Below are 13,119 nucleotides of genomic sequence, written 5' to 3' on the forward strand. Positions count from 1 at the left end.
TCCAATGCTCCTATGCTGCTTTCTTCATCGACTCCATAAACTTGCTACCCTTCTGGGTCAGCATGTATTCAGGGATGCTGCGGAGGTTGTAGATGTAGGTGACGTAGCAGCGGCAAAAGACCTCTTCACCTGGCTGCGTGATTTCGTCGAGATAACCAGCAGGACCGGCTTTCACGTATCCGTTTTTCTGCGCCCAGTTCCCGCGTATCAGATAGAAAAGCTGGTCACGTTCTTTGTGGTCTTCCCGGAAGTCGTAGCCGGACTGTCGCCAGTGGCTGTGCCAAATCGCCGCTATAGCGTTATTGCTCGTCGCGATGACGTTATCGATATTGGCAATCAGTTTATGGTTCTGGTCAATCATCACGCGCCGCGCTTCAAAGTCGACCTGTTCAGCAGACTTCTGAATGTGCGCTGCCGTCTCCCGCATCGTCCCTTGAATACCAGCCAGTGCAATGCTGTCGGCAGAGGGAATGCTGCTGGCCCAGCCGCTAAAGCGGGATAGCGTGGTATCGATGGCCTTTTTGCGGTTAAGCTGGATGAGGTCAGCGCTGGCGAGTATGCGCCTGTCGAGTTCTGCGCGCAGCTTTGGCTCAAGATAATTGAGCGTGAACCGGGATATGCCTATATGGCGCTTCAGCGCGCCTGCATGCCCAATCTGCAGGTCGTAGGCTTTCGTCAGGTTGCGCGTGACCATTGCCATATAGTCATCAGCAGTTTCGCTTTCTGCTGCCTGGCGGATGATGCTTTGCCAACGTTCAAGCTCTTCACGAGATGAGTATCCGTTGCGTAGAAAGAACTTCACCGCGTCTCGCACGGTTCTGGTAAAAGTGTTCATAGCATCATCCCGTCGCCCGGTTCTTCAGCTTTCGGCGGTTCCGGCGGTGGGTTTTCTTTCAGAGAGTCGTAATCGAGGTTTAGCCGCTGAGGGAAGAGGCTCTCGTTGGCGTTGGCATTTTCACACGCCCACTCGATCAGTGTCGCGCGGTTTTCCGGGTCCGCCGTTAGCTGCGGCAACAACACTTCCAGCATGCTGACGATTGCCTTAAAGCGCGTTTCGTCGACCTTCACCTTCTCGCTTTCTGGCTCTTTCAGGGAGGACGGCCAGCGATATTCGAAGTTGTTTATCCAGCTCGCGAAATACACGCTGTAGGTGTTTTTCAGCTCCGGGAAGTCGGCACGCAGAGACTGGAAAAACTCAATGCTCCATGCGCGGTACTGGCATACGCGGATAAAGAACGCGTAAAGCTGATCCAGCCACTCGCGGATGTTGTCGATGTACACCGCCACGGCGCGGGCATCTTCTGTGCCTTCACCAAACCCCTGGGCGAACGTCTCGGAGTTGAGGATGATCGCTGGCATGTCGGCGGCTGCTGCCACGTTCTCCAGAATGTGTTTACGCGCAGAGTCGAGAGGCTTTTCCAGGTTGCTCAGGTCGATCGACTCGATATTGTCTTGCGGACCAATCTGCAAGACTTCGCCAGTTTTACCTCTTTTCAGCAGCATGCGCTTGAAGCCACCAAGTGCCTGCATAACTTTGTTAACAACGGCCCCGGCACCTGCAATTTTGGTAATCAGCAGGCCGCCTTTCACCGCAACCATATCGTCGGTGCGCATGGTCTGGATGAAGGACTTCAGCGGGAACAGAGCGCGCTGGTAGACGCTGCGCCCGGTAAAACCGAATGCGGCTGGGTTATAGGCCAGATAAATCGGGTCTTCATTCTGAACAACGACACAGCGTGATTTATGATAAGGCTTTCCCGCCACCCGGATGCCGTCTACTTTCTGAAAGTCTTGAGCGTTCGGATCTTGATTCAGTACGATGCTGCCAGCGGTATTCAGCGGATCGAGGATGTTGAAGCTGACGTTGTGCTTATACAGGGTGCGATAGTCCAGCGATTCATTAGGCTCCTGGTTATCCACCAGCATTGCTATCGCTGAGACACCATAAATTCGGGCGATGCGCGCGGCGTTAGCGATATGCTGGTTAGCACCCATCGCTTTCCATTCTCGCTCGAACGCGTCACGCAGTCGTTGCTCAAGTCCATAGGACTGGGCAACGTGTACGGTGCGCGGCTCATTCATCGCCATTTTAATCGGGCGATCAACCATCTTGCCGCCTAGCGGATGGAAAAGGTAAATCGTTTTACAGGCCTGATAGCCAGCCGATGAACCTGGCTGAATGTCATCGCTGTCCAGCAATGCCATCAACTCGGGAGAGCTGCTGCCGATTTCGAAATCGTCTTCGTTCATTGGTTCTCTCATCAGATTGCGTCGCTGCTGCCGAAAGCGATGATCAGCCCGTAGGTGTAGTCATCGAGCAAGTCATCAGCGCGCTTATGTGCTTTTTTGTCGGCAAGGTGGAATCGGGAAACCTGCTTGTGCAGATGGTTTGCTGTCTCACCCTTGAAGACTGCTGTCTTCTCGTAGGCGTATCGGGATATTTTCGCCAGGCCGCGGTAGTGATAACCGGATGCCATAATGGCGCGCTCGTCCTTACCTTTGCTGGTTAGTGCTGATTCAATCTTGTTGACCTGCCATCCGAGGCTTTCGCCCTTTTGCAGAAGGATGCTGCCCATGCTGGCATCCTCGATAAATACGCCCAGGCTGCCGTTGATGGCGACGCACTGACCGGAAAGCTCATTGAGCCGGTCGAATACCGACGGCATCCACGTTTCCAGCAGCGCGCCATCAATCTGCACCACATCCCAGTCGAGAATGGTGAGGCGCTGGATTCCGGGCCGGGTGTCGACGGCGTAGTACACAACTGCCGTGCCGTCATGCTCTGAGCCACCTTTGACGGCGGTATCCATGACAGCAAACACCGCCTGGCACATTTCCGGGTAATCAACCGGCTGCTCATCGACAAACCACTTACTTACGTCAAACAGAGCATCAGCGGACCAGTCTACGAACTCCGCGAGGAACTCCTGGCGGAATACTCGAGGTTCACAGCGTTCCCGCTCCTTCTCCAGTTCATCGGGAGGAACGAAAGGGTTTGATGATGTCGGCGCATGGTGCTGATGAAAGCCATGCTTCGGGTCGTTGCAGATGGCGTAGAAGAAGTTATCCTCATCAACACCATCAGGCGTAGAGAATACGTAGGCACGGCCCTTTGTCGTCAACAACGTCGGCTTTATGGACTTAGGCCATATCTCCGTGAGCATTTCTGGCGATTTGGTGAATGCAGCCTCATCAATCAGAACCAGATCATATTCACGACCGCGTCCGGCCAGTTTGTTGTCGTTGGTAACCCAGAAGTCGACCTTGCCGCCGTTCTTCAGCAGCAGGCGCTTTTCTTGGCGGCTAAAGCTTTTCTTCAGTGGGAGCAGGATTTCTTCGAGCTTGTCGTAGATCTCCTGATACTGACGATATTCAGCAGTGAAGATGCCCACCCGGCCGCCGAGCTCTATATCCATACCCGGGCGTTTAAATGGTGCAGTGGAGTACGTAACGGCAGCACTGGAAAGCATGAAGGTCTTACCCCACCGCCTTCCGCAGCGTACCGCGTTAAGTGGATAATCCCAGGCATCAGACCAGACTTTCAGTTGCCCGTCATGCAGCGTAGGCAGGTGAATATCAGCCATATCATCTTCCTGGTATTGGCAATGCGTTATGCACGACGATCGCGTTATCGCTTCCACCGTCTTTCAGCACGCCTATTTCGTGTCGCAGCTTCTCGTTCTGCAACTCCAGTCGCTCAATATCAAGTTGCGACTGGCGTTCGTTCGTGGTTTTCAGAAGAATGAGCCTCGCCAACTCCTTACGAGCGCTGTCTTTGTCAGCAGAAAGAATCTCTATGCCGAATTTACCCAGCTTCACCCCATGCAACAGGTATCGAGCGTTACCCTCAATATCGCGCGTGTCAGCAAAAAATGCCTCCCCTCTACCTTCACCATTACAGCGTGGGCAGTCAGGGTTAGGATCCATGGACTGGTCAAAGCCGTACCCGCCCCTGTCATTCGGCTCTTTACCTTTTTTCGCTATAGCATCAGAGAGTTTCTCTTCAAACTCCACCGCATCTCGCCACTGATACTGATGTCCGAATCCCCAGCAGTAGCGGCAGTTCACCCTTCGATACTGACCGATATCATTTGGGTCGGCATCAATGATGGCTTTGAGTTGAGCTATGACATCATCAAGCTCGACGGTGTAACGTAGCTGGCGTTCGTTGCGAAGGTGCCTGATGTAGCGTGAAACCTTATCATTTCTCATCAACCGGCTAGCGTTGGCGTAAGCACCGTGTCCAACATCTGAATAGCCAGCGAGCCGATACGCTTCAACGCGTGGCTTACCGTTGACAACATGACGAGCAAATATCATCTGCTGGTCTGAGAGCCCAAAGTCATTATGGGTTTGATGAGGTGATGTCGGAGGGTTTCGCTGAACTGACTTTGCTACCTTGGGTTCAGTCTTCGCAGTTTTTTTGCTGGTCTTTCCCTTCTGCGAATTCGCATTTTTTATCGCGCTTTCTTTCTGCGAATTCGCACCATAATTCGTAACTTTGATATAGCGCTTTGCGGTCGAGTAATTCAGTCCCTGCGCTTCGCACCATTCTTTCGGGGAAATACCGGATTTGGCATGTTCGGACAGGAACCGTTGCTGAAGCTCGCCCCAGTCCGGTTTTGCCATTACTGTTTCCTCAGGTTGTCATTATTGAAGCCACTCAGTGAATGGCCTCTGTAATGTCAATCGACCAGGAATTTATCGGTTAGATGCGACTTTTCGCTCTGAAGTAATTCAGCATCAGTGCTGGTAACAATGACCGTATGGTGGGGATGAACGTTTTCTGCCAGCCATTTAATCAGCGGTTCAGCTGCTTGTTCGAAGCTGACTTTCTTGTCGAGTGTTTCGTGGATACCTCCGCCCAGGCTGTACCACTGCCAACATTTACCAAATTCACGATTCAGATCGCCATCATTCAGTCCATCGATTACTGACAGATCAGATACCGCATCTTCATGCTCTGGCTGGTAACCTTCGCCAATTGCAGTTTTGATGTATTCGAGCATTTCGTTGCGAGGTGGTTTTAGCTGAGTTATTTGAACTTGCACCCCCGGGATTTTTCCAGCGTAAATGGCATCGAACAGGCTAAGGACTCCATCCCAGTCCCTTCCACCATTCGGGAAATATTCCTGCATTACACCTGCAGCAAGATTCCTGTTTTCGTCATAAACATTGCATTCACCCAGGCATGGGCCTTTATCGGCAAAGCAGTTTGCACATGCGTGATCGTGAACTTCACCTTTCATATTTTTTCCTTTTAGATGTGAGCCTGTCGCATGGCAACGCCGCCAAGAGCGAACGGATTGCCCAGGCTCACGACTGAAAGTCTCTCTTTGGAATGCGCATGCGAAGCGCAATAAAAAGCCACGCTATTGCGAGGCTCTGATATTCTCTATTTCCCGTATTCCCGCCAACTGGTTATTCGCCTTCTCAATTGCAGCCAACAGCGGGTTAATCCACAGCACAGCCTGACAGTACGTTATTGCGCTGGCGGCAGCGGCGCTATCACCGGCTGAGTCAGTGTTCCCGGTATCGGGGTGCATTGCGCTGGCACGTAGACGGTACGTGTAGTTGAGCAGCCCACCAGCGACATCAGCAGGAACAGGCAGATCACATGTCTTTTCACGTCGGAGAATCTCCCGGTATTCGATGACAGTCTTTTCGGTACCGGCATCTATCAGCGAATTCATGCGGCTGGCGTTCTCTGCTACCTGGTTAAACCGGTTGAAGTTGAACGCCTGTGTGGTTATCACCCTTGCCTGTAGCGCGTTGTCGCTGCGCAGTACCCGGTTGTCACTCTCTGACGTGGTCAGTTCTGCATTGCTGCGCGCAAGCTGCACACAGAGCACCGCAATGATGATTACGACGCCAACCAGCAAGATAGCGCGCCAACCAATTTTAAAATCCGCCAGCGAGATCATTTCAGCCCATCCAGGCAGAGTTGCTTCTCCGCGTCACGGCGTTTAACCAGGCCCGGCAGGATGGTCTTTCCGGCGTATACCCATCGCGTGAACTGGTTACAGGCTGAAGGCCAGGCATCGGGACCGTCACGCAGCATTGAGTAGAGCGTGGATTTTCTCATGGCGCCGCAGCCGACATTGAAGGTGATAGAGGTGACGGCAGAGAATGTGTCGTCGCTGAGCCCCTTACCGCTGGCGTAGCTGTTAACGCACTTCTCCGCTTCCAGAATATTCATTTCCCAGTCGCGGGCGATCTGCTCATCCGTTTTTCGGACACCAGCTTTTACGTCGTGGGTATTGCCAATTCCGTCCGTCAGTACTCCAGCCGGGCAGACATAAGGGTCACGGCGACAGGATTCAGCATTGCCGATTAACTCCAGTCCTCGCTCGTTCGTGCGCACATGGCCGGCGCTTATCACGATGGCAATGATGGTGCCAACGGAACACACAACGCCCACAGCCCCGCTTTTCTTACTCAGCCTCAAGTTCGCCACTGGTAATCCTCCGCATAGCCTCCGTTACCACCTCAGCGGAAGCTGGGCGATCAGAGTGTGGTTTTTGACTCACATCAGCCAGGTAATCGGCCAGCAGCTGTGTGCGTTTCTTTTCTTCTTCGAGGCGTTCCCGCTCTTCTTTGCGCTTCGCGTAATAGGTCTTTATCGTGAAATACGCCGATATCAGCGCGCCGAGGATAAAGACGTAGTCCTGTAAACTGAGCAAGGAAAATACCCCCAGAGCGGTTGACCACCAGTACGGCAGGTTATGTCCATCTGTCGGGTTCATACGTTGCATTCCACACCTCCGGGATTTCGGGGTGCTGTGTGTAAGGGGTTCAGGCTCTCGGGCTGATTTAACAACAACACACGTCGGGGAGTTTTCCCGGAGCCTGAAAATAAAAAAGCCAGCGCAAAGGCTGGCAATATGAGGGCAATGTCGGCTCTATGGCCTAAAGGCCCCTGGTGGTGGCGGTGGTTGTGATGGCGAGCGCCCATCTCTTGCTTAACTCCAATCGGTATTTGCGTGCCGCTGAGTTATTGGCCGGGTATTAGCCGATATGTTCTTTCACCACAACGGGAAGAGCACTGGTAATCTGTAGCGGGTATTTACTCGCGCGCACCGAGTTGATGCGCGGCCCATTTCAGCATGGTCAATGCTCTTACCTGTTGCGATCTCCGTTTCGTAGAGCAGACGGCCGATATGTCTACCGACACCAGAGAGGTTAATATGCACCCTGCCTCAATGCCCAGAGATGGAATCTGGCTCAGAGCTCTCGCGTATGAGATTCAACGTGTCGTGCAGCACGTATTCACTCAAAAGACCTGACCGGATTGCAGATGTGAAAAAGGCCACCCTAAGGTGACCTCTAACGGCACTTATACTTAGTTAAGGTCTGTCAACCGTCTTACCGATAACCAAAGCCGGCCCTGACTTAACCTCATTTAAGATTTCATCGAGAGCGGCTCTTGATGATTCCGTATCTGGTTTTACGTGTACAACACAATCTTCGACCAACTTAACAATAACTGGCTCAATGAAAGGAGGATAGTACGTCCCCTTCTCACTTTCACAGGAAAAGTACCCATCGTCTTTAATCAAAACCTCCATATCTCCACTCTTCATAATGGACTCTTGAAGGATTGAAATTAATTCTGAAACCAGCATTACAACCTCGTCTAGTTGCTCGTCATTGGTTCGCCATGGCAGGAGTTGACGATAACTCTTTTCGATTGGCCTATCTAGCCATGACTAACTAAAAAGCCCCGCACGATGGCGAGGCTTTGAAATCTTTACCTGTCAATGCATACAACAATGGCACAATATCAGATTTACACGAAATATATGCCAATTAGTTCATTTCTGCAATACCCTGCTGATAATTTGCTGCCTTTTGTTGTGAACGTGATCGCGAAACATGATGTAGAGCATTGGAGTCCAGCCCCTTATACAAGCTGACCATCGCATCGTAATGCTCCACGTAATTCTGGGACCAGTTCGTTTTATTCACGCCCACCAGCGCAGCCAGATCGCCATACTGATAGACATCACGCCCAGCTAACTCCGCCTTCACATCCTGCGCAGCAAGCCAGATGAGCTGGCGTAACCGGTCTATGGTCTTTTTCGCTACCCGCTTGCCTTTCAGTTGCTGGCTGAACTCAGTCCAGGCCCATTGAGTTATTGCCACCTGATGGTCCCAGTTGGTGTTCTCACTGTAGTTCCACAGCAACCAGGCCTTCTGGTGTTCTTCGAGTGACAGCAGCGCGCGGCGCCATGATGCGGTTGCGAACTCTACCGGCTGAACCAGAGGGATATGCGATCCCTTGGCATGCGACTGCTTGCCAGGGATTGGTGGGTTATCCAGAACCTGCCATTTCTCATTTTCAGGATCCCATACTCGAGGCTTCTTCCGCTTAAAGGTTTTCGTGTCGAACTGGGCGTTTTCGAGCCAAGCCATCAATTGCCCTTTTGTTGCCCCACTTAAATCAGCCGTGGCCACCATCAGCTGCTGGCGCACGTATTCGAGGTATTGAGTGTTCATACTGCACCGCCCATGGTCTTCACGTAATTTTTCAGTATCCGGTAGTCCGTCAGGATTGAACCTGCGAAACGGTATAAACGCAGCCGCTGCCAGCGAACGCGGAGGTGATCGGCAAAATAGGATTCGAATGTCATGCGGCCTCCCAGCTCTTCCTTGGCCCTTGGTATTCCCCATAGGCGGGAATTACGGTTTTTGCTCGAGTATGTCTATGGGTTATCTTCGGAGAAAAAAGAGCTTCCTCCACGCTCATGCCGTTTTTTATGCGCCGAATGATTGTTGGTGCAGAAACCATAACTCGATGGTCGCGGGACCATTCATAGGCCGTCTTAGTAATCCCCTCAAAGGTGATGGATGACCGTCCTTTTTTCGTGTGCTCAGGAATATGCACTCGAGAACGCATGACATTGCATGCACGGCAAAGAACCCTCAGATTTGACTCGTCATTGTTGTCTACAACCTCATCGATGTGATCGATATGCACCGTCTTCCATGTGACAGTCTTTCCGCATTTCTCACACGGAGGTAACGCCTCACCATGTCGGTCATAGATAACCTTCCGATGCTCATAAACGAACCCATTTGCCATTACCAACGGATGATCTGGCATTTTGAGCATCTGATAACCCTTAGCATTCCTCTGTCTGGTCTTTCCCTTTCCAACTTTTGTAAGTTCGTAGGTTCCGTAGCGCATCATCCTGAAGTAATGCATTTGACAGATACCCTTTCCCGGGTAGTGCTTGCATTCACGATCACAACCTTCAACTTTGCATTTCATGCAGCACTCTCCTGGACTTTTTGACGACGCTTACTCAGAGCATTCGCTCTGCGGGAAAAAATTGACTTCATTCTCTTCAGGTAGTGGATGTCGAACCGGCGAGGCTCGTTGTCGGATTCAAGGCGCTCGACACGTTCCAGGCCTATGCGTTCAATCAGACGAATGCGGTACTCGACGGCATTTCCGCTTAATTGGCGGTTGCACCGTGTGCAGGCTGAATGAACGTTAAACACGTTGAATTTGAGATGTGATGCAGCACCGCGGGAACGGTAATGACTGGCGTCGATGGCGCTACCAGTCAGATAGTTGCTTTTGCCAATGAGCGGATTGCCGCAGCTGACACAGTCTTTCCCCTCATCACGAATCCTGATGTACCGATTGAAAGCGGACTGGGCCTCTTTATCCCACTGGGATTTAGTCTTTAATGACTCGCGCGCCCTCTGGCGACGTTGGCGCTCTTTTTTCTCAGCAGCGCGCTGTTTGGCTGATTCCTTGCGCTGCGCGTCCTCCCGGGCTTTTCTTGTCTGTTCTTTGCCGACGGCGCTGGCGCACTCGTAACCGCATACGGTCTGCGTGTCCCGCGTCGGGTGGAACCACTGGCGGCATTCTTTGTTGGCGCACTTGCGGCGCGGTAGCTTAGCCATACTCACCCCCACGCCTTGCTTTGCCAGACACGGCTCGGGCGCGGCGCTTTCTCACCTTCCGGCAGCCGCGCGCTGATAGTCCAGGTGATGTTGTCGCGGTTCAGGCTGCGTTCTACTTTGACGCCGCGGCGCTGGTAGTTAGTCACCAGCTCGTCGGCCTGTTCGGTAGTGCAGTCGGTATGTTGGAACCAGCTGTATTTCATCGGCATCATCCCCCGAAGCTCATCAGCTGCGCTGCGGCGTTCTCTGCTTCCTGCTGCGTGCGAAACGTGCGGGACAATATCCAGCGCCAGAGAACATCGAGCGCGGCCTTGTACAGCTGCTGGAACTCGGTTTCGTCCATGTTGGAGAAAGAGATGCTGCGAGGATGTTTGCGAAGCGTGCCGTCCGGCAGTTGAATAGCGTCGTAATGCCCGGCCTCGACGATTACCCAAGCCCGGTAAGCATCAAAGGATTTGCACAGGCTGATGCCGTTGGTGACGCGGCGGCTGGCGATTTGGTCCAGGTACTGTTCAGCGGTATCCAGCAGCGCGCCTTCGTTGCCACCGTATGCTGACAGGTATTTGGCATAACCGGTCACCAGCCTGCGTTCATTTGACGAAATAGCGCCACCGGCAGGTTCCCAGTATTCGAAGCCGAGGTTAAGCAGCGCGAAGAATCGCCGGTGAAATGCAGGGTTGCGAACCTGCTTGAACTCAGCCACCAGCACGGCGCCAAGCTTGATTTTTGATTGCAGGATATCGCTGGTCTCGGGCGTGGCCGGGATCAGGATTCCAGAGTTTTGCTTGATGAGTTGTAACTGCGCCATGGTGTTCTCCGTGGCGCATCAGGCATAGGTTGTTCAGGCCTATGAGATTATAATATCAGATGGTGGAATTACCCGGTAGCCGATCCTCTCCGCAAACTGCATAAATCCATTCAGTGTAAAAATTTCCTCCTCCTCGAGTAAGGGGCGGAAAGAAACCAGACCATTTCGACGGTACATGAGATAGCGGCCATCCGTCGGAAAACTGTATACGACAACCTGATCATCACGTCGAACGACATCATACCAGGTGCTGTCGTTTTCACGCTGCTCAGTAGAACCAGTCATCCGCGCTTTCCCATGTTTCTTGAAGAATCTGCTCAACACGCTTTTTGTCACCGTCAGCCCCACCAAGGACACTGAGGCCATCGGTACCAGCGCGACGGATAGTCAGCTTGCAGTCTTCATAGCTCTGGCTTAACCGACGCAGCAGCTCGATTTCCAGAGCGGCTTCAGCACCAGTAGGCAGCTTTTTCATTTTATCGATCGTGACTTCAACCTTCATAATTCCTCCCGCTCGAAATACTGTATAAATAAACAGTATACCCATCCGGAAGATTTATCAATCCCGGGAAGCCATTTTTTGTGAAAGTCACCCCTTTGTTTCCATTATGTTTTTTATGTCGATAAAAAAACCCGCCGTATGAACTGCACCCCAGAAGTTGGACAGTTTTCTTAGCGGGTTATATTGTCGATATGGGAATTCCCATATCGCTTGTATGGTAGTTAAGGTTTGAAGCGATGCCTGGTCAGTCGAGCCCCCATGACCATCTCTTCTCTAATCTGCGCCCTCTCTTCCTGAATCCTGCCACTCACCTCCCGCCGTAGTGCAGCCGGAAAAGTACATTCGCATTCGACCGTTCCAAGCATCTGCGGGCAGTGATAAGCTCCACGCCCTCCGCATTTAGGGCAATTGGTTGACGCTTTTGTAATTTCCCGAAAATGCTTGGTTGACGAACTCGAGTTTTCCCGAAAATCTGGCGCTGCCGGGTCGAATCCGAACCAGAATTTGGTCGAGTCAGCACATACTGGCTCTTCTCCGTGCCTGAATATGACGAAAGCGGATCCGTACACTTCTGCGAGCTTCTCTGCCTCTTCCCTCCAACCATCCGGAGTTACCGGAGGGTTGCCGCTCACGGCCTCCTGAAAGCGTTCAAGCTCCACGTACTCCTGGCATGACCACCCGCCACCAATAAAATCGCGTGCTTCAACAGCATCGAAAGTGAACGATGTTTCACTGCCAGTTGGTGAGGTTAAGCCGTACAGATCTGCCACCGGCTTAAACTGTGTGGCTGGAATATTTTCCGGAATATTTTGCGTTTCGTTTTGTGGTCGATCGACACCCTGAAGCATGGCGGCGAATTCCTTCATACCTGCATCATGCTTTGCTCGCTGCTCTGGTGTCATAGCCTCAAGCTCTGCGTAATGTTCTGCGCGACGCTGCAGGGCACCAAGCATTGCTTTTGTCGGAACGCCTTTGTCAAAACGCAACCCTGGCTCCAGAATCACCGGACATGGCAGGATTTCAGGGAAATCAGGCACAGATACCGGCGCTGGCGGTGCAGCATAAAGAGCCTGACAACTCCACCATGACCAATGAGCGCCTTCTGCTTTCTCATCATCTTCAGGCCGAACAAGCGTTACTTCGCTTGGATGTTTCCTGTGTGACCACAGCCAGGCTACGGGTTCTGCTTTTGCTGGCGCTGGAGGGGCGGTGCGATACAGAAGCACATCACCCATCTCTTTTCTGGATGCTGGCCATACATCTGCATCAGCGCCAGATTTGAGATAATCAAGATTGGACTGGTCGATAACGCACACAGCCTCCGCTTCGAGCGATGCCAGCGCGATACGCGCCAGCTCGTTCAGGATTGCCACATCAGCGTGACCGAGGGTGTAACCAGCTTTCAAATCGGCAACTGCTTGCACGGCCTGTTTGGTAATAGTGCTCATGACACTGCTCCTTCCTGATACTGTTCGAACCAAAACACTACCGGCGCGTTCGTTGGTTGAACCAGGCCGAATGATTCCGCTGTGCGGTAACTTCTTGACGCTCGACGCGTCACATCGACCTGAGTTGCTATGCGACTACGAAAGTCTTCAACGGTGCTGCACATTTTGAACAGGTTGCAGGGTATGCATGCTGGAACCATGTTGCTGATCGTGTCATTTTCTGGCCTGTCCATTGCGTAGCCATTGCTGATATTTCTACGTACCGCCTCGACGTGGTCAGCGTGCCATTTATCACCAAGCTCGCACCCACAATAAGCACAGCGACCGCCGAACTTCATGCGCAGGTCTGCGCGCTGTTTCTTCGTCAGTGCCATCATGCGCCTCCTTCGATAACCTGGATGCCAGCGGCGGCACCTGAGAGTCGGATGAATGTGTAATACCGG

General features: G+C 52.4%; 18 protein-coding genes. All 18 read right to left on the reverse strand.

Annotation, left to right across the window (positions count from 1 at the left end; all coding sequences use genetic code 11):
- Positions 1-10: 10 nt before the first annotated feature.
- The 18 genes from RDN66_RS05980 to RDN66_RS06065 all read right to left on the reverse strand — a co-directional run bounded on the left by RDN66_RS05980 (position 11) and on the right by RDN66_RS06065 (position 13,050).
- Positions 11-835, reverse strand: a complete 825-nt coding sequence (locus RDN66_RS05980) for a hypothetical protein (RefSeq protein WP_308537680.1) — start codon at positions 833-835, stop codon at positions 11-13.
- Positions 832-2,250 (reverse strand): anti-CBASS protein Acb1 family protein, encoded by a 1,419-nt coding sequence (locus RDN66_RS05985; RefSeq protein WP_308537681.1) that lies wholly within the window; start codon positions 2,248-2,250, stop codon positions 832-834. The genes RDN66_RS05980 and RDN66_RS05985 overlap by 4 nt, the downstream gene beginning before the upstream one ends.
- Positions 2,251-2,261: 11 nt before the next feature.
- Positions 2,262-3,584, reverse strand: a complete 1,323-nt coding sequence (locus tag RDN66_RS05990; RefSeq protein ID WP_308537682.1) for a terminase large subunit domain-containing protein — start codon at positions 3,582-3,584, stop codon at positions 2,262-2,264.
- A gap of 1 nt (position 3,585) precedes the next feature.
- Positions 3,586-4,629 carry a terminase small subunit gene (locus tag RDN66_RS05995; protein ID WP_308537683.1) on the reverse strand — a complete coding sequence of 348 codons (1,044 nt, stop codon included), beginning with the start codon at positions 4,627-4,629 and terminating at the stop codon, positions 3,586-3,588.
- A gap of 56 nt (positions 4,630-4,685) precedes the next feature.
- Complete coding sequence (locus RDN66_RS06000) at positions 4,686-5,249, reverse strand: hypothetical protein (RefSeq protein WP_308537684.1); 564 nt, start codon at positions 5,247-5,249, stop codon at positions 4,686-4,688.
- A gap of 123 nt (positions 5,250-5,372) precedes the next feature.
- Positions 5,373-5,924 carry a hypothetical protein gene (locus RDN66_RS06005; RefSeq protein WP_308537685.1) on the reverse strand — a complete coding sequence of 184 codons (552 nt, stop codon included), beginning with the start codon at positions 5,922-5,924 and terminating at the stop codon, positions 5,373-5,375.
- Positions 5,921-6,457 (reverse strand): lysozyme, encoded by a 537-nt coding sequence (locus RDN66_RS06010; protein ID WP_308537686.1) that lies wholly within the window; start codon positions 6,455-6,457, stop codon positions 5,921-5,923. The genes RDN66_RS06005 and RDN66_RS06010 overlap by 4 nt, the downstream gene beginning before the upstream one ends.
- On the reverse strand, positions 6,435-6,755 hold the full coding sequence (locus tag RDN66_RS06015; protein WP_308537687.1) for a hypothetical protein: 321 nt from the start codon (positions 6,753-6,755) through the stop codon (positions 6,435-6,437). The genes RDN66_RS06010 and RDN66_RS06015 overlap by 23 nt, the downstream gene beginning before the upstream one ends.
- A 591-nt stretch (positions 6,756-7,346) precedes the next feature.
- Complete coding sequence (locus RDN66_RS06020) at positions 7,347-7,625, reverse strand: hypothetical protein (protein WP_308537688.1); 279 nt, start codon at positions 7,623-7,625, stop codon at positions 7,347-7,349.
- Positions 7,626-7,809: 184 nt separating this feature from the next.
- Positions 7,810-8,499: a bacteriophage antitermination protein Q gene (locus tag RDN66_RS06025; RefSeq protein WP_202217837.1), complete on the reverse strand. Its 690-nt coding sequence runs from the start codon at positions 8,497-8,499 to the stop codon at positions 7,810-7,812.
- Positions 8,496-8,633 carry a YlcG family protein gene (locus tag RDN66_RS06030; protein ID WP_308537689.1) on the reverse strand — a complete coding sequence of 46 codons (138 nt, stop codon included), beginning with the start codon at positions 8,631-8,633 and terminating at the stop codon, positions 8,496-8,498. The genes RDN66_RS06025 and RDN66_RS06030 overlap by 4 nt, the downstream gene beginning before the upstream one ends.
- On the reverse strand, positions 8,630-9,274 hold the full coding sequence (locus RDN66_RS06035) for an HNH endonuclease signature motif containing protein (protein ID WP_308537690.1): 645 nt from the start codon (positions 9,272-9,274) through the stop codon (positions 8,630-8,632). The genes RDN66_RS06030 and RDN66_RS06035 overlap by 4 nt, the downstream gene beginning before the upstream one ends.
- The gene (locus RDN66_RS06040; protein WP_308537691.1) at positions 9,271-9,918 is read right to left on the reverse strand and encodes a recombination protein NinG; all 648 of its coding nucleotides are present in this window, start codon (positions 9,916-9,918) and stop codon (positions 9,271-9,273) included. Before RDN66_RS06040 ends, RDN66_RS06035 begins: the two co-directional genes overlap by 4 nt.
- 2 nt (positions 9,919-9,920) lie before the next feature.
- Positions 9,921-10,127, reverse strand: a complete 207-nt coding sequence (locus RDN66_RS06045) for a hypothetical protein (protein ID WP_308537695.1) — start codon at positions 10,125-10,127, stop codon at positions 9,921-9,923.
- Positions 10,127-10,726 (reverse strand): DUF1367 family protein, encoded by a 600-nt coding sequence (locus RDN66_RS06050; RefSeq protein WP_308537692.1) that lies wholly within the window; start codon positions 10,724-10,726, stop codon positions 10,127-10,129. Before RDN66_RS06050 ends, RDN66_RS06045 begins: the two co-directional genes overlap by 1 nt.
- A gap of 268 nt (positions 10,727-10,994) precedes the next feature.
- Positions 10,995-11,228 (reverse strand): DinI-like family protein, encoded by a 234-nt coding sequence (locus RDN66_RS06055; RefSeq protein WP_308537693.1) that lies wholly within the window; start codon positions 11,226-11,228, stop codon positions 10,995-10,997.
- A 221-nt stretch (positions 11,229-11,449) separates the two neighbouring features.
- Complete coding sequence (locus RDN66_RS06060; RefSeq protein ID WP_308537694.1) at positions 11,450-12,676, reverse strand: hypothetical protein; 1,227 nt, start codon at positions 12,674-12,676, stop codon at positions 11,450-11,452.
- Entirely contained in the window at positions 12,673-13,050 is a 378-nt protein-coding gene (locus RDN66_RS06065; protein WP_308537696.1) for an HNH endonuclease, read from the reverse strand. The genes RDN66_RS06060 and RDN66_RS06065 overlap by 4 nt, the downstream gene beginning before the upstream one ends.
- Positions 13,051-13,119: the final 69 nt, after the last annotated feature.

The organism is uncultured Kluyvera sp. (assembly GCF_902485085.1).
Lineage (GTDB): Bacteria > Pseudomonadota > Gammaproteobacteria > Enterobacterales > Enterobacteriaceae > Kluyvera > Kluyvera ascorbata.